Source organism: Mesorhizobium sp. 43Arga (genome assembly GCF_053714255.1).
Genome location: NZ_JBSKBO010000013.1, coordinates 77,439 through 103,482, shown reverse-complemented (window position 1 = coordinate 103,482; position 26,044 = coordinate 77,439). Strand labels below are relative to the sequence as shown.

At 59.2% G+C, this 26,044-nt stretch carries 14 protein-coding genes and 1 pseudogene; 9 read left to right on the top strand and 6 right to left on the bottom strand.

Annotated elements, in window-relative coordinates:
- Nucleotides 1–15 precede the first annotated feature (15 nt).
- A complete protein-coding gene (sctJ, locus tag ACWGS8_RS31270; RefSeq protein WP_454584549.1) occupies nucleotides 16–852 on the bottom strand; it encodes a type III secretion system inner membrane ring lipoprotein SctJ in 837 nt (278 codons plus the stop codon).
- Nucleotides 853–860: 8 nt separating this feature from the next.
- The gene (locus ACWGS8_RS31265; RefSeq protein WP_454584548.1) at nucleotides 861–1,352 is read right to left on the bottom strand and encodes a nodulation protein NolB; all 492 of its coding nucleotides are present in this window, start codon (nucleotides 1,350–1,352) and stop codon (nucleotides 861–863) included.
- Between the two features lie 186 nt (nucleotides 1,353–1,538).
- Between ACWGS8_RS31265 and ACWGS8_RS31260 the strand changes: the two genes are divergently transcribed.
- The 6 genes from ACWGS8_RS31260 to ACWGS8_RS31235 all read left to right on the top strand — a co-directional run bounded on the left by ACWGS8_RS31260 (nucleotide 1,539) and on the right by ACWGS8_RS31235 (nucleotide 11,116).
- Nucleotides 1,539–2,228 carry a secretin N-terminal domain-containing protein gene (locus ACWGS8_RS31260; RefSeq protein WP_454584567.1) on the top strand — a complete coding sequence of 230 codons (690 nt, stop codon included), beginning with the start codon at nucleotides 1,539–1,541 and terminating at the stop codon, nucleotides 2,226–2,228.
- A 192-nt stretch (nucleotides 2,229–2,420) separates the two neighbouring features.
- The gene (locus tag ACWGS8_RS31255) at nucleotides 2,421–4,232 is read left to right on the top strand and encodes an HrpF/NolX family T3SS translocon protein (RefSeq protein ID WP_454584547.1); all 1,812 of its coding nucleotides are present in this window, start codon (nucleotides 2,421–2,423) and stop codon (nucleotides 4,230–4,232) included.
- Nucleotides 4,233–4,656: 424 nt separating this feature from the next.
- Nucleotides 4,657–5,538: a hypothetical protein gene (locus ACWGS8_RS31250; protein ID WP_454584546.1), complete on the top strand. Its 882-nt coding sequence runs from the start codon at nucleotides 4,657–4,659 to the stop codon at nucleotides 5,536–5,538.
- Between the two features lie 1,465 nt (nucleotides 5,539–7,003).
- Nucleotides 7,004–7,894: a SctD/MshK family protein gene (locus ACWGS8_RS31245; RefSeq protein WP_454584566.1), complete on the top strand. Its 891-nt coding sequence runs from the start codon at nucleotides 7,004–7,006 to the stop codon at nucleotides 7,892–7,894.
- Nucleotides 7,895–8,439: 545 nt separating this feature from the next.
- A complete protein-coding gene (gene sctV, locus ACWGS8_RS31240) occupies nucleotides 8,440–10,563 on the top strand; it encodes a type III secretion system export apparatus subunit SctV (protein WP_454584545.1) in 2,124 nt (707 codons plus the stop codon).
- Nucleotides 10,564–10,570: 7 nt separating this feature from the next.
- The gene (locus ACWGS8_RS31235) at nucleotides 10,571–11,116 is read left to right on the top strand and encodes a tetratricopeptide repeat protein (RefSeq protein WP_454584544.1); all 546 of its coding nucleotides are present in this window, start codon (nucleotides 10,571–10,573) and stop codon (nucleotides 11,114–11,116) included.
- Between the two features lie 27 nt (nucleotides 11,117–11,143).
- On the opposite strand, the gene ACWGS8_RS31230 is transcribed toward ACWGS8_RS31235, so the two are convergent.
- The 3 genes from ACWGS8_RS31230 to ACWGS8_RS31220 form a co-directional block, all read right to left on the bottom strand.
- Nucleotides 11,144–11,356: a hypothetical protein gene (locus ACWGS8_RS31230; RefSeq protein ID WP_454584543.1), complete on the bottom strand. Its 213-nt coding sequence runs from the start codon at nucleotides 11,354–11,356 to the stop codon at nucleotides 11,144–11,146.
- Between the two features lie 444 nt (nucleotides 11,357–11,800).
- Nucleotides 11,801–18,442 carry a shikimate kinase gene (locus tag ACWGS8_RS31225; protein WP_454584542.1) on the bottom strand — a complete coding sequence of 2,214 codons (6,642 nt, stop codon included), beginning with the start codon at nucleotides 18,440–18,442 and terminating at the stop codon, nucleotides 11,801–11,803.
- 710 nt (nucleotides 18,443–19,152) lie between these two features.
- Complete coding sequence (locus ACWGS8_RS31220; RefSeq protein WP_454584541.1) at nucleotides 19,153–19,401, bottom strand: hypothetical protein; 249 nt, start codon at nucleotides 19,399–19,401, stop codon at nucleotides 19,153–19,155.
- Nucleotides 19,402–20,728: 1,327 nt separating this feature from the next.
- Here ACWGS8_RS31220 and ACWGS8_RS31215 point away from each other — a divergent pair.
- The 3 genes and pseudogenes from ACWGS8_RS31215 to ACWGS8_RS31205 form a co-directional block, all read left to right on the top strand.
- Nucleotides 20,729–21,007 (top strand): type II toxin-antitoxin system ParD family antitoxin, encoded by a 279-nt coding sequence (locus tag ACWGS8_RS31215; RefSeq protein WP_454584540.1) that lies wholly within the window; start codon nucleotides 20,729–20,731, stop codon nucleotides 21,005–21,007.
- A gap of 22 nt (nucleotides 21,008–21,029) precedes the next feature.
- A complete protein-coding gene (locus ACWGS8_RS31210; RefSeq protein ID WP_454584565.1) occupies nucleotides 21,030–21,311 on the top strand; it encodes a type II toxin-antitoxin system RelE/ParE family toxin in 282 nt (93 codons plus the stop codon).
- Between the two features lie 63 nt (nucleotides 21,312–21,374).
- Nucleotides 21,375–21,596, top strand: a pseudogene (locus ACWGS8_RS31205) (DUF2285 domain-containing protein); the annotation flags it as partial.
- Nucleotides 21,597–22,262: 666 nt separating this feature from the next.
- On the opposite strand, the gene ACWGS8_RS31200 reads toward ACWGS8_RS31205, so the two are convergent.
- Complete coding sequence (locus ACWGS8_RS31200) at nucleotides 22,263–24,986, bottom strand: Ulp1 family isopeptidase (RefSeq protein ID WP_454584539.1); 2,724 nt, start codon at nucleotides 24,984–24,986, stop codon at nucleotides 22,263–22,265.
- Between the last annotated feature and the right edge of the window lie 1,058 nt (nucleotides 24,987–26,044).

Genomic DNA, 26,044 nt, shown 5'->3' with positions numbered 1-26,044 from the left:
GCTACGCACTGGTGCCTATGAACTTTTTGCGAATGGGCTCGACAACGGAAACACCGAGGGGCGCTCGAGTTGGGGAAGTGCGCCCGATGATTGCCTGCGCCGATGCCTTAGAAAACTGGCTAAGAAATAGAATGCCGCTGCGAATACAGCTACGCCAACACCCACCACGAGCGCTGGAACGGACCTAGATGCTTGGGCCGATACAGCTGACGCCGATCGTTGCTCATGTGCGGACGGTTCCACTGGCACCAAAACCACTTCGACTTTCTCGTAGGATAGGCCTTCGATGCTGTCGGCGACGAGCATCTTTATCTTCGGCAGCAGAACCGAGAGATTTGCTTTGGCATCGTGCCGGATAAAAACCGCCGCGGAGGAGGGCGTACCGCCTGATCGTAACAGGTCGTTATCCGGCAGAACGACATGGACACGTGCTGAGAAGACGCCATCGATATCGTTGATGGTACGCGACAACTCTTCGCTCAGGGCATAGACGTAACGAGCACGCTCCTCGGTCGGCGAGGCAATCAGACCTGATCCACTGAAAATTTCGCCAAGGTTCTTGAAAGACTGGCGCGGCAGCCCCTTGGCATTCAGGAGGTTGATTGACGACGCAAGCAACTGTTCGTCGACCTGGAGCGTGCTGGTCCCATCCTTAGCGGCAACGCGGACAGCATCAATCCCGCTGTCCATCAGAAGCGCGAGCATCTCATTCGCCTCACGCTCCTGCAATTGCGTGTACAGGTCCACCTTGCAACCACTCAGAGCCAACAGAAGAGGCAGCACGACGAGATACAGCGATGGCCGACCGGACGGGCGGCTATGCATGATATTGTCAAAAGCCAAGCCAATCATGCACGGTTTCATCCTTGTTTTATTAGCGTGTTCACAGACGAGGTGATGCCGCTGACACCTTTGGAAACTAGAGAAACCTGGGCGACGCCGTTGTAGAGATCCCGTAGACCGGTAATCATCGAGCCGAAATCAAGTCCTGTCGGCGTTCCCGCTGCCCCTTCGAGTGGGAGCTTCTGTGCCGGCCCAAGTAGAGCGCTCTTTTCAAGGCCCACCTGATGATCACGCGAGGTAGAGGTGACTGCATTGCCCCGGTACATGGAAGAGATCATCTGGAACACGCGGTCGCCCCTGGGGCTTGTGTGCGCAGTCGTGCGCTGAAGATCCAAATGCGAGGGAACTGACACCATGCTTGCTGGCGCCGACGCGGCATCGTTCTTCGAAGAGGCGGCCGCCTGCGCTAGTGCGCGCTCAAACTGGGCCTGCTCGCCCAATAACGGTGAAGCGACCGCAGGAGAAAAGTCGCTCGGAATGGCAGAGACCGAAGTGACAGGCATCATCATGCAAGGACTCGATTGGTTTCTCTTTTCGCGTGGAATGAATCCAGCCGGTTATCACCCGCTGTTGGGTCAATATCTAGAGAGGCGAGCTGACGAGAAGCTGACGAGAAGCGCGTTAAATCATCAAAAGGGTCCGACTTGGCCACTTTGTGCTTGTGAGACTTTCGGCCTTTGGTTTATCAGGACGTGATGCCAAGAGCGCTGATCCTTTCCCCCATCCTGCCCAACCTGAAGAGGTTTCTGTGTGTCGGTTTTTTTCTCTCCACCGGATTCCACTCAGCTCTCGGCGTCCCTTTGTCGCTTCCCTCGGCACCTTACAGGTATACGGTTCTGGATCAGGATCTCTCTGCCGCGCTGCAGGAATTCGGAAACAACCTGAATATCAGCGTCAACATAAGCCCCGAGGTGAAGGGGCGGATTCGCGGGCGTATGCCGGATTTGGCGCCGCGTGAGTTCCTCGACCGCTTGACCGAGCTGTACGATCTCCAATGGTACTTTGATGGGCTTGTGCTCTATGTGTCTGCTGCGAAGGAAGCACAGACCCGGATGCTTGTATTGGCCCCGATTCGCTTCGATGCATTTAAGGCAGCTCTCGATGAGCTCGACATTTCCGATGACCGCTATGTCGTAAGGCCCGCGCCGGGGAATGGCCTCGTCTTGGTTTCCGGTCCACCTCGCTTCACCGCACTCGTGGAGCAGACGTTCAATGGCCTCGTGGCGCAGGCGCAGCCTCATGCGGCGGCGCCGGCCAAGCAATCCGTGCTGACATTGTTTCGGGGCTCCTCCACCATGGTCGTGCGCGATGGACGACCGGAAGCTTCTTATTTTTCTGACGTGCCGGCACAAGATGGCGGGAAGCCCGAGCCGAGTCAGAAATGACGGACGCGCGGCTTGTGGAAATATTTCTGGCAGCCGCCTCCTGAATGAATTCTTCTTGACTTCGTCAGGTTCTCGAAAGCTGAACCGGTCATGATGAGATTCAGGCCTGCCGCTGTTCATAATTGTCAACGTTCACGAATACATTTGGAGTCGCCCTTGTGGCGGATGCAACTTCACTCCTGAGGAGGCGCAATGCCAATCAACAACGCCAGTAACGTTTTCGCGCAGTCTGCCCAGGCTTGGCCGGGGCCGATATCCGCGTTCGACAAGGTTCCGCAAAACGCATCCCTCTTTGATGCGATGCTGCCCATTCACCTGCTCGAAGATAGGACCGGTCCCTTAGGGCTACCGGACCCGCTGCCGCACAATCTCGTAACGACGACGGAAGCATTGTCCCGGCAGCCTTCAGAACCTCTGTCGGATGTCGGGTCGTCGTTAAAGGAATTGGCCCAGCATCCATTGGACTTGCTGCCGCCCAATATGAGGGCGGCAATCGAAGCAATGGATAAGGACCCGCAGCCGTCTGAGATCGCCAACCCTCCGGTTTCGCCGGTGCCCATAAAAAGCGACAGAATCACGTGGTGCGGCGGCTCGCTGACCCCAGCTGAGTTGCAGATCGTGGCAGTGCTGAACCGCCACAAGGACCAATGCCCGCTTAGTTGGGGTTCATTGGCGGACAAATCCAATGATCCCTCTACGCCACCGGATCTGAAAGCGGCGATCGAGGGATTGCAGCAGGATCCCGAGTTGTTTTATGCGATCGGCTCGCAGGGCGATGGCCGCTGCGGCGGCAAGATCACGGCGAAGGATTTGTCTGGATTCTCCGGCCTTCACTCACAAGTTACCGCATTTCAGGACAAGCAGGCGCAAAGCTACGAGCAGAACTACATTCCATCCGACAGCACTGGAAATCGGCAGCCGTCGGTCATGACCCTGAACGATGCACTGCGCGAGCTTTACCGGTATTCCGAGAACCTCCCCAAGAACTTGAGTGTGGCTGATTTCAAGCAGATCGTCGAAGGCGAATCAAAAACCGGCAAATGTCCGCCTCAGGTTATAGGGGCGGCTAAGTACTTCGTCAGTCGCCCGAATGAATGGAAGCAGTTATACGGTGGTACGATCGACCAGGTCCACAAGGAGGACTTTCTTCAAGTCGCTTCCTCCTCGATGAGTCTCACGCGCACCGAGCTGAATACAATTGAAACGATCAAGAGCAATCAGGACACCTTCTTTGGAAGCGGTGATCTCACTCGTGACAAGCTCGCGAGTATGGCACAAGACAAGGACCTCGATTCAAAAGTACAGAAAGCGGCCTCTCAGCTGCTCTCAGATCCTCTATTATTCAGCCTGCTAAACAATTCGATTACGGGCTATAAGACCCACAATAAGTTCTTCGACTTCGGCGGCGGACACACGGTCGATTCCGGTGACGTCAGCAACAAAGACTTTGCTCACTTCTACGACAGCATGTCGTCTGCGAACCGGACCGTTCAGCAGTCAAAAACCCACGTCCCCAAAACCGCCGCGGACCAGGACGCCGTCTCGGACATGATGATGGGCCGGACGGATCAGCCTGACACCAAGTCAGCGAAGAAGAACGGTGGGGCCTTCATCCACGCCGTCGGCGACGTACTCAAGGTGGTCTCGCCAGTGCTTGATTGGGCGGCGACGGCGGTGGGTTTATTGAGCTTCGTTCCAGGCCTGGGCCAAGTGGCCGATGCCGTTTCAATGGCGCTTTCGTGCGAGTCGCAGGCGGCAAATCTTCTCCGCACAGCCATTACCGGAGGCAATATGAAGCAGGCGCTACAAGAAGCTGGCATCAGTATCGGAGCGCAGGCGCTCAGCCTTGTCGCGGGGCCCGAGGTCAAGCTGGCAATTCGTAACGGGCTCGTCAAGAAAGCGATGGAAGAGGCGGCCACGGCTGGGATCAATTTGCCCATTTCCATAGCGCAAACCTATGCAGAAGGCTATTTGAACAACCTGCAAGCACGTCTTGCGGCCTGAATGCTCCAGCTTCAGGGTCGCAACGAGAACTGCTCGAGCATTCAAGAACGGACGGACGCCATAGCAGAACGGGATGGCTCTGGTGCATTGGCCCGTACCCGCGCAACACCCGCCGCACTCGATGCGTCGGGCTAAAATCGAGGCCGCCTAATCCTCGACCGATCGAGTGCGTCAAGTTCTGCAAGAATGGCGAGGCACTCCGCCCTGACCCTGGCATGTCCGCCGCGCAGCCCCCCATGTAGCGTAGCGGCGGATATTGGGGCAGCGTTTAGGCGGTCAATGCACCAGACGCTTCTCGGAAGCAAAGTGTACATAGAATACTAGGATCTGGCGGAGACGAATGAATATAGCTTCACGGAATGCCGCAGAGGCCTCGACTAGAGCTCACGATCAGCTACAGCGGGCGTACGAACCGCCGGTTGAGATGAGCAAACGAATCACCTCATCGAAACACCCGTGCGAGGATCAGGCGAACTTCGAACAGCAGCTACGTGACTTGCGTTCGGTCAAGCGAACAACGGCTTCTGCTCCTGCTCCCACAGATTCCGAAATCCGCAGGTCCTCGGCTGCGCTGAACGAGGCGCCGAGAGAAACAGAACGCTACCCGGCCGCATCATTTTTGAGAGCGCGGGCCCAGCTTGCCGCAACGCTGACGGGTGCCAATCTGGGGGCGCTCAAAAACGAGCTCGGCTTGGCCGCGCAGCAAACAGCGCGGTGGTCACCAACCATCGCCGCTCCCGACGGCCCTGTCGATCGGGATCGTATTTTCGAGGACGTCGCGGGGTCGTCATATGTCAAGCTGCATCGCTTTCAGAACCAGGATGCCGATTGCAAGCCGCGTAAGGAAGCCAACACGTGCGCAATATCCCATGCCCGCAACACCGCGCGGGATCATTCTTCTGTAGGAGATCCTCTGGAGCGATACCCTTTGGACCGGGCGCGCCAAGCTGGTTGGCATATGCGCGGTAAGACAGCAGTCTCTCCTTTCGTGTCCTTGGTCGAGGACCCGTCAAAGCTGGCTGTTTCGCGCGACCCTTGGGCGCGAGCGATCGCCCACAATGCGAACACGTTGCACACCTACACCATCCCGAAGTCTGCAGTCTGGACGCCAGACGACGTGCTGAGCAGTATTGGGCTCGGAATGAATGTCGAAGATCAGGACAACATCGATGCCGATGTGGATCTGATGTGCTCGCTGGGCAGAACGCCGACCCAAGAGACCGAGCGCTTGTTTCTGGGCGGCAACTTGGAGGACTACCGGACAGCCAGCGAGGCAAATCCGTACAAGAGCGTGGGTAATGAATAAGATAGCCGGGCGGCCCAACCAATAGGGTTTGCTGGCCGACGTGGGCCTGAAGGGATGCCAAGTCCTGCGAATCGGCCTCAAGCGAGCGCCGGCGTGAACGACGATGCGCGCCGGCACCGCGTTGATCAGGCCGAGGGCCTATGCTGTGGGCTGCCGTCGACGAGTACCCGGATCTGATCGCGCCGCGCCCCAGCATCCATGACGGCACGGGATTTGGTGGCTTTCTAAGATTCCCAAGGGAGGCCTGTTCACAAGCTCACGTCCGGCGCCATGATCCGAATTGCCGAGCGGTCGGGCTATCAAGGTCAGCGGCTTCGAGCGCCGCCAGATGGCCGCCGTCAGGCAGGAACTCGTTCAGGAATACGAGGCCCGACACGGCCTCGATGGGAAAGCAGTGGCAAAGGGCAAGCCCACCGCCAGTCCTGCTTGCAGCATTTGCCTGATAGATGCGTATTCCGATGGGCAGGCGACCGTTTCCGATTTGAGCCGGCCACCTTTCTGAGCTCTCATATTGAGCTTTCATATCAAGAACGTGGGCCAGGTGCCTGCAGTAGAAGCGCACCGCGCTTGGCTGTGCGGATGATGCTGACGAGGAGGAGATCGCCCGCGACTGTGATTTTGTGCTGAATTTTTCTAACGCTCGTCAGCTTGCCGACAGCTGGCGGCTTTATGTTGACGAGGTGGTTGCCTACACGGCATCGCCGTCCGTCGACGAATGAAGATAAACGCCGGGGTACCTAATGGTCGCAGGAATTAGAAGTATAGGCAGCTTGGGTGCTTCCTTGGCCCGTGCAGGGCGTCACGCACCTTCGAATGGACACCCGCCGCACGCACCTGGCGGACCTTCTGATCCTAAAAGGCCGACTAATCCTAATGAGCCCGCTGATCCTAACAGGCCGGTCAGGGGGCGCGATCGGACGGACATCCCGCCCAATTTCGACGACGGCTCGCAAGCTGCGTCTGAACAAGAAGCCTTCCAACAGGCTCTGAGTGCCGTTGCGTTGACTATAATGAACGATGTCATGGCAGATGCCGAGGAAACTATGTCAGAGACTGATGAGGATACCTGACGCTGGATCGTTCTCGTCAGGTAATACTGGCCGTTGAAACGGCACAATTCGAAGAAAGGAAAATACTATGGCTAATGTTTCGGGTCCGCTTGCTAGCGTTGCTAGCACCGGCCTTTCGACTGCCGCAAACGCAGCGAGCAAAACCGCTGGGGCTGCTGCGTTCCAGGCTCAAATCGCGGAGCTAGCAGCCGTTAGCACGGAGGCTACGGAAAGAAGCGTGCAGCTGCGCACTGTTACGACGCAGCTCACGACAATCAAGAAGGTGGCCGACGAACGCGTTCAGTAGTGCCTGCTGCGGGGCTCAGATAGCCTCGTTCACGCCCCTTGGGGCGCGATGTGAAATGAGCCGCACGGCAGTTGCCGTGCGGCTTCTCTCCTTGTTCGGACGCTTATTCTTGAATGACACGGTTTGCCTTCATTTCGAAGTTCTATCGGGCCTCTATTGCGGACTGACCGGTAAGCTGGCTCCAGAAACGAACATAATCGGTAGTGGGCTCGATGCCGATCTGATCTTCGTCGAACAGGGACTGGCGTCGCATCATCTTCGAATCACTCGTCTTGCCAATTCGATCGAGGTCGAGGCCCTTGCCGCCGGACTCGACGTGAAGGGCAGCGGGAATATTGCCACAGGCGAGGTAATTGTTGTTCCACTTCCGGTCGTCATTGATCTAGGCGCGATGTCCATACTCTGGTCGGCACAGGGTGCAGCGCCAGCTGGTTCCAGCGGTACGCCACGCCACTCGATCCCTGTACTGGCCTTCGTTTTACTGGGCTCGGTCGGGATCGGCGCGCTGTCCGCGATTTTCTCCTACTACGGCAGCGCCGGTGCATCGAGCGTCAATGCACCTGATGTCAAGCTTGAATCTAAACTGACCCACAACCTCGCTGACAATCAGACTATCGTGGCGGCGGCCAAAGACCTGCAACAGGAAGTCGATAGAGCAGGCTTGCTCAACATTAAGATCGGCTCTGCAAAGGGTGTCGTTACTGCTGAAGGCACCGTCACTTCCGCATCGGCCACGAGTTGGCAACACGTTCAACAGTGGTTCGATCATCACACTAAGGGCGCTTTAACACTGGTCAATGGAGTGATCAACAAAGAGGAAAAGGCGCCATCCGCAATCGCCGTTGAGGCGGTTTGGCGCGGGCCGTCGCCGTATATTGTCATTGATGGCGAAAAGTATTTCGTCGGGTCCCTTCTGGACGATGGATGGACAGTAGATCGGATCGAGGACAGCCGCGTGCTGTTGAGCCGAAACGGCCGCCTCGCTTTTCTCCCGTATTGAAAGTTTCCAGGTTCGCAGGCCTGATCAAAGGAGAACTCCGATGCCAAGCCGCCACACCTTCCCTGCCGCCCTCGGTAATTGATGTGCGTGAAGGCGCCGTCGTCCTGCGGAACCAGTTATGGCGGGTGTTCCTACGCCGGCAGTACCGGACAGCTTGGTCGACGGCAAGCCGATGACGGGACAGGACCCAGCACAACGCTTGCCAGTGACCGGCCACGTTTACGAAACCGGTGATGGCGTGCTTATTCCCAAGCAGCGGCGCGATTTGCTCGGCCCCCTTTCCCACGTCCACCTTGCATGCAGGCAGAGCGAGCGAAACTTGTCCCTACCGCGGCTGGCTCCCCATGCCGAGTTTCGCGAAGTTCAACTGCCGCGGCTTCGAGCCTATGCGCTCGTCTTGGACGGCTTCGGCGGCGAGACCCTAACCGTACCCGGTGACCAGCCGTTTTCGCGACCTCTCAATCTCAAGCGCAGCCGTCCGCAGGTGTGTCTTCGAAAGCTGCGTAGCAGCAGAGCGATCCTCAAACGATCACAAAGGGGTCTCCATGGCCAACATCATGCGTAACCTCCTCGAGCGCGCGCCGGCCAACCCGGACTTAATGGTCGCGCTGATGCTGCTTCTGGCCATAGCTATGATGGTGATGCCAGTACCTGTCGTAGTGATCGACGCACTGATCGGATTCAATATGGGTTTGGCCATACTGCTGCTGATGGTTGCTTTGTATATCAGCACGCCACTTGAATTTTCCTCTTTGCCCGGCGTCATCTTGATTTCCACGGTCTTCCGTCTGGCGCTCACCATCGCAACGACGCGACTGATCCTGGCCGAAGGGGAGGCAGGTAGCATCATCCACACGTTCGGTGAATTCGTGATCTCAGGCAATATCGTCGTTGGGATCGTCATATTTTTGGTCGTGACCATGGTGCAGTTCATGGTCCTCGCGAAGGGTGCCGAACGCGTAGCAGAAGTGGCGGCGCGCTTCACGCTCGACGCTCTGCCGGGCAAGCAAATGGCGGTCGACGCAGAGTTACGGAACGGCCACATCGATGCCAACGAAGCTCGCATGCGGAGCGGCGCATTGGAGAAAGAAAGCAAACTTTACGGCGCTATGGATGGCGCGATGAAATTCGTGAAGGGCGACGCCATCGCCGGGCTGCTGGTTATTTTCATCAACATGTTGGGTGGGATTTCGATCGGCCTGCTTTCGAGAGGTTTGCCTTTCGGCGAGGTGCTGCGTCAGTATACGTTGCTTACTATAGGCGATGCGCTCATCTCACAGATTCCGGCCCTGCTGATCTCAATTACCGCCGGGACCATCGTCACTCGTGTGACTGGGGCTGGGAGCCTCAACCTTGGGACCGACATCGTCACTCAAATCACGGCCAGTAGGCGAGCATTGCGGCTGGCGGCCTCGGTCTTGGTTGCGATGGGGTTCGTTCCTGGTTTCCCCCTGCCCGTCTTTCTTATCTTGGCCGCGATCTTCGCTGCGGCAAGTACTGTGAGGGGAAATGTGGCAGGCGCCAACAATGTCGATGCTACAGCTGCAACTCCAGCGGAGCCTAAAAACCAAACCATGCCTGCAGAGGCGTGTCCGATCGCCTTCTTCCAATCGCCTAACCTGATGCAGGCGATCGACCAAGTCGAATTGCAACAGCAATTTGCACGCGTTTCGCAACTAGTCTCAGCCGATCTCGGTATCATCGTTCCCCGCATCCCTATCGCGGTCGATCAGCAGCTGCCCAACTCGCAATTCAGGATAGATATCGAGGGCGTACCAGTTGCGCAGGATTCGATTGATCCGACAAAGCTAACGCTAAAAGACGGTCTGGCAAGCATTGAATCGATCGGCATTCCTTTCCGGCATGATTCGGAAACGAACATAATCTGGGTCGAACAAGGCCAGGCACGGGCTCTCAAGGCCGCCGGCGTCGGGCATCACCGTCCCAGCGAACGCGTCGCGTTGCTTGTCCAAGCGACGTTGGCCCGCTGCGCACCGCGCTTGGTAGGTATCCAGGAGACCAGCCAATTGTTGGGCCGGATGGAGCAGGAATATGCTGACCTGGTGAAGGAAGTGTTGCGCACGACGCCGATCCCCAGGATTGCCGACGTCCTGCGCCGCCTGCTTGATGAAGGTATCCCGATCCGCAACACCCGCGTCGTCTTGGAGGCATTGGCCGGATGGGGCGAACGTGAGCAAAATGTCGCCCTTCTCACGGAACACGTTCGTTCCGGTATGAAGCGGCAGATCTGTCACCGCTATGCGAACGGAAATGGAATCGTTCCCGCCTTCATCATCGAACGGGAGACCGAGGAGGTGGTGCGCAGTGCGGCTCGAGATTCGGCTGCAGGCCCCCACCTGGCACTAAATGATAGGCAGAGCGAAGCGCTGCTATCACAGATGCGTCACATCATTTCCAATACAGCGCCGGATGAGGCTCGCCCTGTCGTATTAACTTCGATGGATGTCCGACGCTTCGTCCGCGGTTTTCTAACGCGAAACGGGATTGATCTTGCTGTGCTGTCTTATCAGGAGCTCGCGTCGGACTTCACGATTCAACCGGCCGGCTCCATCAAGCTCCGCCTGGAACCAAGAGCGGGTTCTCAGGGGAATCTCGCGATGTCCGCGTTGCCGTCAACTGATAGCCAAAGCACTTTTGATGAAAGGTGAGAACCGCATGAATTCGCATGAGAATACAGTCAATGCGCCATTGCTTTCATTTCGTTTGAACTCAGCTCTCTTGGCCGCGCTCGCCATCCTGCCGCTGAGCGGTTGCGCCAGCTGGAATAAGCCGGCTCTTTCAGTGAAGGAGACGGCGCCCCCAGCGTTGCTCGGCGCCGATCACATCGATCCGGCTATGCGCGAACGGATTTTGCGCGCAGTCGGTCAGGATTCTCAAGAGCGGGCTTTGCGGGATTTGAAGCAGCATCCGGATAATGTCGATGCGGCAATCAGGCTTACGAAACTCTTGTTGGCGCAGAAACGCCAGCAAGAGGCGCTTCAGGTACTCGACGGAGTCTTAGTTGCGGACCCGGATAATTTGCGTGCATTGAATGCGAAAGGAGCTGTCTTGGATATTCAGGGGCGGCATGCCGCGGCACAGGCGCTATATCGGCAAGCTCTCAAAACGGACCCAGGGAATCAGATGTTGCAACACAATCTGGGCCTGTCCCTAGCGTCCGGCCGGAAGCCCGAACCGAGCGCGTTGGTACCGTTGCAATAGCTGGCAATGCAGCCGACTCGAAGCATGTCAAAAGTGGTCGCAGATCGGGCTCTTGGGACGTAGACTCATTATCGCTTGCGAGATGCTGATTGAGACGAATTTGAGAGCGACGAGATAGTTCTCGGCCAGCTTGTCGTAGGTTGCAATGCGAGGGAACTGCTTGGCTTTGTTGTATAAGCGCTCGACGATGTTACGCGCCTTATAGAGAAGCTCGGGAATGGCTGCCAGTGATCTAGTCATCAATGGTCTCAACCAGCTCGCCGGACGGATCCTGGACGAGAGGAAGAGCCTCGCCGATCCAAAAACAGCCTTGCTCGGCGGTTGCGCAGGAGTGGTTGAGGCAGTTTGCCACCAAACTGCAAGGCAGACGGATCACTCCTGCATTATGCCGAGATGCAGTCTAATCAGGATCCCCTCATTCACCGCCGAGTCCTTATCCCAGACATGGAACGAGCAACGCGATGCTTACCCACCTGGCGCTCCAGATATTCCCGCTCCGCCTCGCTCAAAATCAATGGTGCCGTCGGCCGACCAGTCGCGTGTGCCATTACTCGGCCTTCTACGAGGAGGCCAAGCATACAATGTAATGAAATTCGGTTCAGAATGACTAGTCTAGGAACAGTCTGTTCCAATTAAACTTGTTGTTCAAAAACTTGGGTCCATTTCACTTGTTGACGCCCTTTTCTAATGCCGCTCCTCGGCCCCGGACCCGCTTGGTTCGGCAAGGCCGGCGCAAAGCTTGTCGTGAAGCTTGTTCAGGCACTCGGCCGCGCTCTTGTTGATTTCCCTCTTAGTCGGGGAAATTCTGAGCTGGGCCTGCGCATAGATCTCTTGGCGCTGGTTCATCAGTTTTTGTATCGTTCCTTTTGGATCTTCGTTTTGCAGCAGCGGACGGCTCTTATCGTTCGGCAAGTGCCTCATAATCATATCCAGATCGGCATCGATCCAGATGGAGATCGCGTTTTGGGCGATGCAGTTGCGGGTCCTGTCGTTGATGAAGGACCCACCACCGGTTGCGAGCACCATGGGGCCTTGCGCGAGCAATTGCGGGATTTCCTTCTCCTCAAGTTCCCTGAAGTAACCCTTGACCTGATTTTCCCAGATTTTATTGATGGACTTTGCGCCTGTCTTGTCCTTGATCACTTGGTCGGAGTCGAAGAACTTCAGGCCCAGCAAATTAGAGAGCTTCTTGCCAATACTGGATTTTCCGGCACCCATCATTCCGACAAGTACGACCGACTTGTCACCCAGTGCGGCAACAATTTGTCCGGCCATCGGCGACCTTTTGGGCATTCTTGGCAGGGCAGCTGGCACGGCAGAGGCCATGCTGCCAGCAGTGCTCCCGGTCTCAATGTTCCAGTGGGGGATGTCTGTGACCCCATCGGGAATTGCGACGTCCTTGCAGATCGTGCGCGCGCGTTGCAGGAGTTGCTCGGCCCGCGATTGATCGGAGGCCCCTGGAGGGACAAGCTGCAGCATCTTGTAGATATGATGATTGGCAACCTTGGCCTTGTAGCTGCTGGGGGTATGGAACTCCACTTCGAAGCGGTAACCCTGTGGTGTGGCGAAGACGGTTGTGATGCCAGTAAAGGTTGGATTGAACTTTTTGAACCAGTTGATTGTGCTGACCTCGGTGTGGCCTTGCTCCTCGAAGAGCAGCACGGCCTTCCTGAAGGCCGCAGTGAAGTACCTGTCGGGGATTTCGAAGACATGGCGGACGGCGTTGCTGATCAGCTGCGACGCCTGAGCGGACGGCAAGCTCATCCCGGTGAGCTGGTCTCGCATCGAAGCTTCTGATCTCAAAGGGCGATCGTGATGGGGCAAGCTCACCTCGATGTTGATTGTGCGCAGGCGTTCGGCCACCTCGCCCAGGGACGCTGTGATTGCCTTCTCTTCGACCTTGGCGTTTTCGGCCTCGAGGCGGGCGCGCTCGATTGCTTGCTCGCCGGTCAGCGTCGTGACCGGACCCGCGCTGGCAGCCCACCGGTCCGATTGTTCGGATAGAATACCTTGTTGCGCGGCGAGCTTGATGGAAGCCTCCATGATCGATGCCGTCAGCGTCGGATTGTCCTTCAGATCCGCCAGTGTCGCATCGACATCAAGGCGGCCCTGTTTCAGGCGCGCCGCAATACCCTTCGTGTAGGGCACGGCACTCAGTCCCGGCGCCTTTTGCAGCAAGTACAGAAGCTGACGGCTCTTGGCCGCAAACAAGCGGGCGCCGGTGTCAGATTTATACGCGTCCGTTCCGACCTTGATGCCGAGGCTCAGCAGGTTGTTTGCGCTCTGCACGCGGTCATCGGCAACGTAACCATCCGGTCGCGGATGAATGCGTGCTGGATAATTGTCGACAATCAACTGGAGGCGCTCTCGTGGCTGAGCCGTGGCGGGATAGGCCTCGGCCAGGTCCGGCAACAGCTCGCAGAGATCTGCGCTCACCGTCCGCCGTGCGTCGTTGCCGCCTTGTGCCGTTGCGGGCAGGACACGCGGTTGCGCCGCCCACGCCTCGAGATCGGCCATGAGCAGCTCGGCCACCTCGCGCGCGACCGGATGATCTGCGACCTCGATCTCGCGCCCCGCCTTCTCGCGACTGTGCTCGATCTGCTCCCGGCTCACCTCGTCCTGGGTTAGCAGCCCTTGAAGCTCGCGCCTGAGCTCGTGGTGGATGCCCTCGTAGATCCCGAAGATAGCCCGCTCGGCAAACCAGCGCCTTGCCTCTTGAGATTGCGCCAGAAAGTCTCTCTGCAGGCCCGTATAGGTCTCCAGGACATTTTGCGTCGCGGCCAGGATCTGGCTGGCGCGGCTGAACTGGTAATGCTCGCCTTCGATCGCCGGGGTGTGCGATTTGGGCGGCTTGAGCGAGTGCACGCCGCGCGCGTGCTCGGCCTGATCGAACTGCCTGACATGCTGATAAAGCTGCGGTCGGTCGGCGACAATAATGACGGCGTCCCCGTCGAAGTCGCCATCGAGCTTTTTTTGCTCAACCGGCGGGACTGCAACCAACGAACCCGGGGCAAACACCTCGGTCGCCTGCAAGATGCCGACGCAGTCGAGCAAGGTGTCCGCCTTGGCGCGGTCCTTGGCCCTCGCCCAGTGAGAATGACATTTGACGTCCTCGGCAGACAGCACCAACCCTCGATCGGCGAACGCAGCCGGCCACATCTCGTCGGGTACCACAATCAAAATGCCCTTGGCGAACAACATCGGATCGTCCGCGGCCAGTTCATCGCTGGATTTTTGGGCGACATTGAAACTGTACTGTATGGCGACGCACCGATCGAGGAAGATTGCTGTCGGGTCACCATCGGCGCTCGAGCCGACCTGGGCGGCCGCGAAGGGGCGCAGGTTGGGCTTGTCATATGGCGAGCGCCCGATCAGCACGCCTTGCGTCCCCGTCATGAACTCGCTTTTGAGCGTCGGCACGTGAAGGCGGCCGTCACTAGAGGGCACTGCCACCGCTGCGGGGCCAACGATGTGTCCACCAGTCACTGTGCGGTAGAGGTCTTCAGAGTTCAGCTCCTGTTCGTCTCGGCCCGCGAGCCAGCTGCTGGCTATCTTGCGCGCCTCAGCGGCCACCTCTTCGCTGCGCGGATAGTGCTGCAGTGCGGAGGCAGGCAGCGATGCTCGGCGTCCCTCACCAAAGGCCGGCAGCCGCTCCGGCTTGTCCTGGTCGCCGGCGCGCCGAACCGCCGGCATGCGCATAGCGAGCGAGGTCTTGATGAAGCCGCAGCCGTCATGCGGGCGCAGCGCGATGCCACCATGCGCTCCGCTGAGCTTGAACGGATGCGCCTCGCCGGCCGGGCGGTCCGGCAGTAGTGCCAATCTGAACGTGCCCTCAAGCGCAGCGTCATGAGGCCCAAGACCTTTGATCGCTGGTGGTGCTGCAAAGCCCCTGCGCTGCGTATAGAAGTAGGCCTCCTTGAACGGAGCCCAGGCCCGCGACAGCCGCTCGAAGTCGGTTCCGGCCGCGGTTTCGGCATAGGGAATAGCCAAAAGCTTTCCCCCGGGCGGCTCCACGCTGGCCGCGCCGGGCACGCGCGCGGCGATCTGCGCCAGCGTCGATCTGGGCGGCTTCAACTTGCTGCCGCCGAACAGGTCCATGCGGTAGGGCACCCCCTCGACGGTGAGGGTCCGCGCGAGCATGAAGGCACTCGGTCGTGACGGCAGTTGCACCGCGACCACCGGGACCTGCCCCTGCGTCATGCGATGGAACACCGAATACCGAGTCTCTGGCTCCGTCGCGACGGGCCGCCCCTGCAGGTCGACGACCGGAAGCCGCATCAGTCCCGCCTTCCCCTCGGGGGGTCTCGGCTCGTGGTCCATCTCCTGCAACACCTGATGCATGTTGAACTGGGAGGCAGGACGGTTGGCCTCGACCGTTACCGCATTTGCCGCCAGGAACGAATCCAGCGCCTCCAGCGGCCTTTCGGTCTCGATATCAGCGATCAGATTCCAACTCATGTTGGACAGGTCGCGTTCGATCAGATCGCGCGTGCGGTGCAGGATATCCTTCGTCTCGTGCTGCAGCTCCTGCTGCCTCGCCTTGAGATCGGGCGTCTTGCCCTCGATATAGGGGCGTCGGTACAACGTCTCGAGGACCACGCGGGCCTTGAGGACCTGATACATCGACAAGGCGGGGCAACGGCTGGCGTGCGGGCCGCGGATCCGCTCCGCGTCGCTAGCGGCCAGATGCGCCGTAATCTTGTCTTTCACGACGGCTTGGATGTCGTTCAGCAAATGGAGCGCCTGCCTTCGGTGCCAGCGCAGCTGTTTGTGCGAGCTGCGCGCCAGCGGCAGCACGGCAACACTGAGATTACCTATGGTTTCCAGGTCGTTTGCGGCGGCAAAATTTGGCCCCTGACGCAATTCCTCGATCCGATCCAACCCCGCCCGTGCGAGCAAGCCGAGATCGTCAACCAGCCGAGCCTTGCCAAGGGCTTTGAAAATGTTGGCGATGCTTCGAACGTCCGCCTGCTTGAGGCGATCGTTGGCATAGTGCAGGTGGTGGGCGAGCTTGCTCAACCGATCCCTCAGCAGAGTGGTGTGTGTTATTTCTCCACCGTCCTCCGACACGGTGATGCATCGGCCAAGAGCATTTGCGACCATGCTGAGTTCAGACATAGTGAGAGCGCCGAACCGATGTGCTCCAGCGCCGAGGGTGCGCGCGATGTCGAACACGGCCTGCCGAGACGCCTCCTGGTCCAGGCGTTTACTGAAACCGTTCACCAGGTTGGCTAACTCCTGAGAGGCAAAGCTGGTGAGTGAGCGCTCATGGACTTCACGCGCGATCGCTTCCGTGGCTCGACCGGTGTCGTCTCCTGTCGGCCACTTGCTGAAGCCGTTCACCAGGTTCGCCAGCTCTTGCCCGTTAAAACGAGAGAGCCCGTCGGCGAGGGTGGCGCGATGGGAGAGTTCGGCAGCGACTTGGATTGTAGCCTTTCTGCCGGCCTCATCCTGCGGCCACTTGCTGAAGCCGTTGGCCAGGCTCGCCAGTCCCTGCGGAGCAAAATCGGTAAGCCCGCCTTTGTCAGCGGCGCTCTGGCAGAGTTCGGCGGCGATTAAGCGCGCGCCCTGCAGACAGTTCTCCTCTTCCGGCACCTTACTGAACCCGTTCACCAGATTCGCCAGTTCCTGCCGAGTAAAGACAGGGAGTTGATCGGCACGACTACACAAGGCCCGGGCGACTGCAACTGTGGCGTTGCCGAAATCTTCCTGCGGCCATTTGCTGAACGAGTTCGCCAAATTCGCCAGGCCTTGTTGAGTGACATCAGCGAGACGCTCATCCAGATCAGCACGAGCGCGGACTTCGGCAGCGATCAAGCGCGTAGCGTGCTGACAATCGTTTTCCAGCGGCCATTTGCTGAAACCGTTCGCCAGATTCGCCAACTGCTGCTGGTCAAATCCAGGGAGCTGATCAGCGATATCAAGGACGACACGGGCGATCGCAAGTATCGCGTTGGCTGAATCCAGCTCTAGCGGCCATTTGCTGAAACCGTTCACCAGGTTTGCCAAGTCCCGGTAATCGTGACCAGAGTTGAAGAATAGGTGAATGTTAGTTGCCACCGCTAGGGCAGCTTGGCGACAGCCAATTTCGTCAGGCCACTTGCTGAGGCCATTTACTAAGCTCGCCAGCTCGCCGCGAGTGAACTCCGAGAGCTGGCCAGAGGCCGCGCGGTCTTTGACTCCACGGCAGATTTCGACCGTCGCTTGGAGACACTCCGGCGCTCTCGGCCACTTGCTGAACCCGTTCACCAAGTTCACTAGGTGCTGCGGAGCAAAAATAAGCACGCGCGTGGCGTCAATATTGCGTGCTATTGCAATAGACGCTTGGCGACAGTCGTTGGAATGCGGAAGCTTGCTGAAACCGTTCACCAAATTCGCCAGATCTTGTGGCGAAAAACCAGGGAGTGGGGCGTCATCAGCATGACCCAGGACTTCCCTCGCGATCGTCTCTGCGGCTTCCCTTAAGTTGGGCTCGCCAGGCCATTTGCTGATACTGCTGACCAAGCTTGCCAAGTCTTGCGGCATAAAATCGGCGAGCTGGTCTGGGCGCTTGCCGCGACGACAGATATCCCCGGCGATCGCAACCGCAGCTCGCGAGTCCGGCCACTTGGTGAAGCCGTTCATCACGTTTGCCAGTCCCTGCCCAGTAAAACCACCAAGCCAGGGGGGGCGGGCAGCGCGGCTACAGAGCTCACCAGCGATCAAACCTGCAGCATTGCGATGGACTGCCAGATCCGGCCATTTGCTGAAACCGTTCACAAGATTCGCCAAGTGCTGCTCACTGAAGTGAGAGAGCTTACTAGCGCGGCAGCGCCGCACGAGCTCATGAGCGACGTTGACGATCGCCTGCTGGCAGGCCGGCTGATCGGGCCATTTGCTGAAGCCGTTGACCAGATTCGCGAGGTGCTGTGGCTCAAACTCACCTAGCCTGTTGACGTCAACGATTCCTGCTATTTCGACTCCCGCTTGTTGGCAAGTCCTTTGGTCTGGCCACTTGCTGAAGCCATTCACGAGGATTGCCAAGGCCTGGGCATCAAAACGATGGATTCGTCCGGCCTCCAGCACCGCGTGGGAGATTGCTGCAGCGGCTTCGCCACAGGCCTGCTCTTTCGGCCATTTGCTCAACCCGCTCATTAGCAACGAGAGATTTTGACCGCTCAGATCATGAAGTATTTCGCTTTCGTCGCGGCAAAACTCAGCGACTCTGATAATGCCATCACGGCATTCCTTTGGATGCCGACCGAACGATGATGCTAAAAGCGAAAGGGCTTTGCCTTCGAGTCTGTTTCTAACCGCGTCGCCAAGCCCCGAAACCCCAGCCGCCAAGCGCCCGCAGGCCTCCACACCAGCCGGCCCTCCGGCCTGCCGGCTCAGCTCGTTGCAAACCAAAGCGTATGGCCATGATCGCCTGGCGAGGATATCTTCCTGTAAATGTGGGAGAAATCTAAGTGTAAACTCGGCGGCTGCCGCATTCAGAAATCCTGAGAGATCCTGCCTCTGCAGCCGCTTGGCGTGACGCCCCACTGCACTTGAGAAAACGGCGACGTCCCGAGCACGGCAAATATTAGCTAGCGCTGCATTGAGCCTTTCTGAGCCTATTGAAGGTCGTTCCAGGACTACACCTTGCAGGTTCTGTGGGGCTGAATTCTCAACGCGCGCCCTTTCCAATCGCTCACCTGGACTGGAGACCGATTGGCCACGTGCCGGAGGTACGTCTCTTCGCGGATTTTCGGCAGCTTGGTGGGCGTGCCGTTGCTCGCCATGAGAACGCGACAGGCGGGTTGGTTGATTTGCTGCACCGCTGTTCGGTCTATGCAACTGTTGTGAGTTGTCACGCTGGGTTGACGTGGGTGCATCGCCGATATGAGGTCTTCCTGCTGCGCCTCGCAAGTCGGGCACGGCTTGCGCATGTGGCCGGATCGTGCCTGCTTGCATGCCTTCATGCGCTGGATCGGTGGCGCGCCAGCGTTCGGCATCAGAACGCGACGGCCTTGCTTCCTGATTTGCTGAGCCACGGTAAGGCTCATTAGGCCAGTTCAGGTTTTCACGCCGAGGTGGAGCAGGCAAATCGCCAGCGCGCCATCCTGCACTTCCACTGGGCTCGGAAGCGGTGAAACTCTCGGGCGGGAGTGCGCCCCTTTCCACGCCCCCAGTTGTTCCACCGGCGCGCCAGGAAACGCCGTCCGAACGTGAGCCCGCATCGCGATTTTGTCGGCCACCATGATCTCCAAAAGGTCGCTGCGAGCCGGAGCCTTGGACGAATTGCGCAGAACCATCGTGATCACGCCACCTTCCCGGCCGGCCACTGCGGCCGGGCTCGGATTCCACGTCCGGGTGCGCGCTGGTTCGCGAGCTTTCAGCTTCGTCGGGCCAGAGATTCTCATCAGAAGGCGATGAGCTAGTTCCCGGCACGGCGCGAAAACGACGACGATTCCCACCAAGGGCGCCCTGCAGCGCAGCGCCAAGGAGCCGATGTGCGCCACCGCGAGGACCAGCGATCCGATCCGTCGGGCCCCCGCTGGCGCGGGGGGCACCAGCGGAGGAGGAAGCGCCGGAAGCCTGAGAGTCAGAGCGCATCTGATCTACGGCCGAATCGAACAATTTTTCCTGTTCGGGAGCCTTGGCCCGAGAGTCGCCAGCGCTCGGAGTCTCGCTGGCGTCAGATCTAGAAATGGCCAACTTTCCCCGCTCGTCAACGTTTCTCACAATTCAACTCCAATGTGAGGCGACATTGCCGCCGGCCCTCAGGCTACATGCCATTTGGCCGCTGATATTCGTCTTACCTGACTTTGAGCTGACGGAATGGCCGACCAAGGGCGCTGACGTGGCATTTTGCGCCGACTACGGCCCTCAAGGACCCCAGTGCGGATCGGCCGCTTGGCAAGCTCAGCATGGCTCCGCTTGCTACCGAGGCGCGACGCGGAATCTCCCGCAGCCTTTTTTAATGCAGAGATCGACAAGCGGATGGGTTCTAAGGACAGCCGTTACTGTGCCGCGTAACCGTTCGTCGGGAAGCCGGATTGAGCTAGCCATGACATGAGCGTTCGTCATAGCGGGATGAAGAGCCAACTAAAATTTTCAATAGCTTGAGCGCATTGCTGCCGCACAACATAACACGAAGCGTGGCCTCGATCCGGGAAGACGAATGCTGCCAACGCCGTTGGTAACGGCAGCACAGTTCTGGAGGAGGTGGCAAAGCGCGCGAAGGGAGGTGATCTCACCGTAGATAACAATCGCCTTCATAGGCGTCGGCTCCCTCAACGTTGTGTTCGGTGCCGATCCTCACGCGTCGGCTGCCCTATCTTGGAAAGCATGCCGATACAGCTTTCTATCTGATCCAGCGTGGAAATCACGCCTGGTGCCGCGATGAGTGTTGCCGGCAAGCAGTAAAGCGAAGCCGGAGCGCTTCCTGAAGATGCAGCAGCTCCTGCGAACCCAGATCGACCGCAAAGGCAGCTGGGAAGCAACCGCGCTCCTTGGCCATGCGGCAAGGTCACCCTGGGACCGACAGCGCGATTCGGCCCGGGACGTCCACCCAGGGAGCACTGACAGGAAAGTGTATGACAGTGTAATTAGCGCATGTTACAAGGAGAATGAACGAGAGGCTCAATCATGCGAACCAGCAAACCCATCACCGTCTCCCTCGGCAAGCAGCAGCAAAGCGTTGACGCGCGGCTGGCCTCAGGTGCCTACGAATCCGCCAGTGAAGTCATGCGGGCGGCGTTGCGCGCCCTCGACCGCGAAGAGGAAGCAATCAATGCGGTTCTCCGCGCACGGATCAAGGCGTCGATCGAGGATCCACGGCCGAGCCTGACTGCGGACGAGGCAGAAGCGGAAATGACGCGCTTCATGGAAAGCGAAAGCAAAACCGCGCGCCACGCGCCGCGTTAAGGTCACCTACCGACCACAGGCCATTTCCGACTTACAGGGCATTTACCGGATTATCGCCGAGGCCAGCCAGAGCAATGTGGTGGCATTGGGATTTGTGCAACGGATCATGGCACGGTGCCGAAAGATCGGTGACGTTCCCAACGGCGGCCGCCCGCGCGACGATCTGGAGCCAGGTTTGCGCACGGTCCCCTTCGAACGAACGGCGCTCATCGCCTACCGGGTGGGAGATACTGCCGAAGTCACCAACATCTTCTACGGCGGCAGGGACTACGAATCCCTCTATCGAAGCGATGAATCCGAATAGTCGCATCGGATTCGCGACGGCATAGGGACGTCGCAGTTTCGGCTCGGCCGCAAGAGATGCCGCATTGCTCCACCGTTGCTCCCCGATGTCGCCGATGAGGCGCCAACTTTTCCGGTCCTGACCGGTTATGACGACGCGCATTTGCTGACCTACATCCGCCTGCTCGACGCGGCCGCCGAAGACGCCGACTGGCGGGAAGTTGCCAAGATCGTCCTGCACATCGACCCTGAGACCGAGGCCGAACGCGCTTTCAGGGCCTGGGAAACGCATCTTGCGCGTGCGCAGCGCTCTCCCGCCAGGGCTCATGTCGTCCAGCGCGACCTGCTCGCTGACGACGAGCCAGTTGAACTGCGAGAAACGTCGGCGATCGAACGACCAGTTTCGGTTCGTCCGGGAAAGACGCCGATCTTCGAAAAGCTCCTGACGCTCACTCGGCGAAAAGCTCCGCACCTAGTTTGGACCAAGGAGATCGTGGAAACCTGATGCCCGAATCCACCGGGCAAGGATGCAGCCGACGCGATGCCTTGCTTCTCATCGCATTGTCGGGCCAATCCAATATCTAGCTCGTACTCGCAACCAATTCAGAAACTTCGCCACCACCAGCTGTGTGCACCTTGGTGAACTGTCTTCGGAGGCAGGGGTCCCCGGATTAGCTTGACGATCTCGCCATCAAGCAACGACACGACCTCGGCGGCTACGCGGTGTATGTCTATGCCGATAATGCGCACGGTTCCCTTCCATCGTTGGGCACGAACAGGGAGCCCCGCTCGCCGCGCATCCGGGCGAGTCGTAGGGGCGGCCAGATAACGTGCTCGAACTCGCAGTTCATCTGTAAACAGGGGAGCAGGTCAGGCCATTTGACATCGCCGGCTCTCATCGGTGTTGGCAAGCTGGTCGACGGCCGGCGAGCGCCCGGTGTTCAGACGTGATCATCTTCATCCGGCGATGACATCATTTAAGATTTCGAATTGCGGCAGGGGCACCGCGGCGTTTACTCGCGGCTGCCAAAACTTTCGATTTGAGCGTATTCGTTAATTTATCGGCCTTCCCCAGCAGCGCCTTCGTCGTCTCCGCCCCGCCGGGCTGGCTCAGGATCTTGACGATATCGTTCTTGCTGAGCTTCTGGCCACCAAACTCCAGGGTCGCCAGCGCCTTTGCAGGTTCTCCCAGCAGCGCCTGCAGCGCCCGCGCGCCACCTTCATTGCCTAGGATCCTGATGACATCGTCCTTGCTGAGCTTGTGGCCGCTGAGCTCCAGCATCGCCAGCTTCTCCGCGTTGTCCAGCAGCACCCTCACGGCCTTCCTCGCGCCGTTGTTCCCGAGGATCCTGAGGACATCGTCCTTGCTGAGCTTCTGGCCGCTGAGCTCCAGCGCCGCCAGGTCCTTTCCGGGTTCTCCCAGCAGCGTGTTCAGCGCCTGCGCCCCGCCATGATTGTCCAGGATCTTGATGACATCGTCCTTGCCGAGCTTCTGGCCGCTGAGCTCCAAGTCCGCGAGCGCCTTTCCGCGTTGTCCCAACAGGGCCTTCAGCGCCTGCGCGCCACCTTCGTTGCCCAGGATCCTGAGGACATCGTCCTTGCTGAGCTTCTGGCCGTTGAACTCCAGCGTCGCCAGCTCCTGCGCGTTGTCCAGCAGTGCTGTCACCGCCTGCGCCGCGCCGGCCCGGATCACGACCTTGAGGATATCGTCCTTGCTAAGCTTCTGGCCGCCGAACTCCAGCTCCGCCAACGCGCGCGAGTTATCCAGCAGCGCCTTCACCGTCTGTGCGCCACCTTCATTGCCCAGGATCTTGATGATTTCATTCTTGCTGAGCTTCTGGCCGCTGAGCTCCAGCGCCGTCAGGTCCTTTCCGTGTTCTCCCAGCAGCGTGTTCAGCACCTGCGGCACACCCCGGTTCCTCAGGATCTTGACGATATCGTCCTTGTTGAGCTTCTGGCCGCTGAGCTCCAGTGTCGCGAGCGCCTCCGCGTTCTTCAGCAACGCCCTCACCGCCTGCGCGCCGCCACCCTGGTTGCTCAGCATCTTGAGGATATCATCCTTGCTGAGCTTGTGACCGCCGAACTCCAGCTGCGCCAACTCTTCCGCGTTGTCGACAAAGGCGTTTAGTGCAAACACTCCACCGATGCGGTTGCCAATGCCTTCGCACTCCACGCGTGACAGCTGAAAACTCGTCTTCACCGCTTCGTTCACCAATTCGGGGATTGCAGCCAACCTCTTAAGATTGCGGCGTTTGGGTTTCGAGCTTGACGCCGTCTGCGGGCGACTCTCCTCCATGGCGGTCGGGTGCGGCCCGATTCGGTCTTGGAGTGCCCGCCGATCGCCGACGAGGTTGTCGAGGTGCCGTGGCCTTTGGGTTGGCAGCCCTTCTTGCGCCAATTGTCCAACCAAGGCCCGCGTGGCCTCGAGCACAAAGACGCCGCAATCGTACCCGTTCTGCTGCTGGGCCATGCGGACTGTCTCCAGGCGGGCGCGCAGTCGTTTTGCGAGCTCTTGTGCATCGGCGCTGTTGGCCCCACCGGCGGAGTCGTAATGATAGGCGACCGGCGCGTCCCGAAGGCGCCGGTCAACAAGCATCAGTGACCAATGGGTGCCGCCGCCGCCCACTGTGGCATTGTTCACAGGCAGGAAAAGGAAGTCGGATGTATCGCGCCCCTGTTCATCAAGTACGGCCAAAGTCTGGTCCGTTTCGTGCTGGCTGGTGGTCCAGCGCAGCAGATGGGTTTCCGCGGGCTGCACGAACCGGGTCCGGGCGGCCATGTACGGATTGTCTCTCTGCAACTGCTCGCCCAGGAGATTGTAATCCGCCGTGATATGCTCGTCACCGAGGTAATCGATGGCGCCAAGCGCCAGCGGATGCGGCGGCGCGGCATCCGATCGCCGGCGTCGAGTCGTCTTCCCACCTTCCTCACGCTCGGTGGCCTTGCGTTTGTCACGCTCTCCATCGCGCCTCATGGTCTCGGGCTGGACCGCCGGTTGCTTTCCCGTCAGTCCGGCAACGGCTTCCATCGGCGCGGCCGGCCGGGAAACCTGCTCCCGCTCCCCAAGCACTTGCACTGACAGATGCTCACGGGCTTGCGGATCCGTCCCGCCGTCTACGTCCGACGCCGGGAAGTAGTCGTCCACCGTCAATCCGATCGTGCTATCCAGGCCCATCGGATGGGTGAGCGGCGGCGTGAGGCGCGTCAATCCCGGAACCGACGGCTCGCCCTGCAATGGCGCGTCGGCCGATGCCCTCCCCTCGGTGGGAACCCAACGAGCGCTATCGCCTGGTTCGGCAACGGGTTCGGGCGCATTTTGCTTGCGGAACAAATGCTGCTCCTGCAGCCAGTCCGGCTCCGCCGACGGATAGAGGAGGTCGCCCGGATCCTGCTCGTCGTGCGGCGGGTCCTCAATCGCTCCCCAGTCGGCGGCAGCAAATCCAGGAGCGCGATCGCCCGGTCTGGCAGCCGCTTCCGTCGGCGCGGCCGGCCGGGAAACCTGCTCCCGCTCCCCAGGCACTTGCACTGACAAATGCTCACGGGCTTGCGGATCCGTCCCGCCGTCCCGATCCACGTCGGATGCCGGGAAGTGGTCGTCCATTGTCAATCCGATCGTGCTATCCATGTCCTTCGGATCGGGGAGCGGTGGCGTGAGGCGCGTCAGTCTCCGCAGGTGATCCCACATCTCCTGACCCATGTTGTCATTCCTGGGGGTCATGACGCGGCTTGTGGCCTGGCCGGAGGGACGTGTGATTCGATTATGCATCTGATTGGCTATCCTTGCGGCGAAGTTGCGTCGTCGTGACCTCGGGCGCTCACTCCTGCCGACAAGGATAGGCAGCCTAGCTGACCATAAGCTGACGCGCACCCGCGGTGGGGCGTCGAAATAAAGCTGGAACGACGCTCTCACAGCGCTCCGATCCTCGACATCGGCCCCAAGATACCGTCCGACCGAAACTGCAACAGGCATCTGAACTGAAGGGGGACATGAACCGTGATCGTAGGAACTGCTTTGGCCGCAGATCAACCCGCGCCAGCACATCCCTAGTTCCACCGGCTGCCGGTGCAAGCCTGCTCGATGCCAGGCGACACGCTTCCGCCATGGTATCGGTCTTGCCAGCTCCCTCGGCAAAACAAGTGTTGCAGGTTGGGTTGAAACACTCCGATGGGCCTTTACCGCGTGGATGGCCCCGACTTGAGGTGGCCGCAGGCCCAAACGCGTGCGTCGGTCCCCCTCATACTCCTCGCTGATCAGATCAAACCGGTCTTTCCAGGATGCGGTTACAGCATCACGTTCAGACCGCCCCTGCCCTGGCTTCCGTGCGATCCAAACGCCCGTGCCTCCCTCTAACGCCTGTGTGACGGCCGCAGAGGAGAAATGTCCGGTATTTTTAAGACCGCGGCGCAGCCAAAAAGTGAGACTGTGTCGTAGTCAACGACTGCAATCGAGCCCAATTCCGACGAGACCGCTCGCCAAAAAGTTCGCCCGCGTATCGCCCACCCTTGTTGGAGCGTTACAACATCTCGTCGCGCTGGATGGGAAACTTGAAATATTCGATTTCCACCAATGTGGCCGAACACGGCCAAACGCTCCGGAACCTTACACGCGCATTTTATAGCGAAGAGATCGTCCAAAGTTTTGGGCAACACCCATGGTTTCTATGCGTGAATGAGTATCCCGGTGTCCGTAGAATCTTCAAGGCCTATGAATACATATCGACCCGATAATACGTCCTTGACTCAACCGGGCCAATC

Coding starts and splice junctions, on each gene's coding strand:
- sctJ (WP_454584549.1), bottom strand. CDS start 852: ATGATTGGCTTGGCTTTTGACAATATCATGCATAGCCGCCCGTCCGGT.
- ACWGS8_RS31265 (WP_454584548.1), bottom strand. CDS start 1,352: ATGATGATGCCTGTCACTTCGGTCTCTGCCATTCCGAGCGACTTTTCT.
- ACWGS8_RS31260 (WP_454584567.1), top strand. CDS start 1,539: ATGCCAAGAGCGCTGATCCTTTCCCCCATCCTGCCCAACCTGAAGAGG.
- ACWGS8_RS31255 (WP_454584547.1), top strand. CDS start 2,421: ATGCCAATCAACAACGCCAGTAACGTTTTCGCGCAGTCTGCCCAGGCT.
- ACWGS8_RS31250 (WP_454584546.1), top strand. CDS start 4,657: ATGAGCAAACGAATCACCTCATCGAAACACCCGTGCGAGGATCAGGCG.
- sctV (WP_454584545.1), top strand. CDS start 8,440: ATGGCCAACATCATGCGTAACCTCCTCGAGCGCGCGCCGGCCAACCCG.
- ACWGS8_RS31235 (WP_454584544.1), top strand. CDS start 10,571: ATGAATTCGCATGAGAATACAGTCAATGCGCCATTGCTTTCATTTCGT.
- ACWGS8_RS31230 (WP_454584543.1), bottom strand. CDS start 11,356: ATGACTAGATCACTGGCAGCCATTCCCGAGCTTCTCTATAAGGCGCGT.
- ACWGS8_RS31215 (WP_454584540.1), top strand. CDS start 20,729: ATGCGAACCAGCAAACCCATCACCGTCTCCCTCGGCAAGCAGCAGCAA.
- ACWGS8_RS31200 (WP_454584539.1), bottom strand. CDS start 24,986: ATGGGTCAGGAGATGTGGGATCACCTGCGGAGACTGACGCGCCTCACG.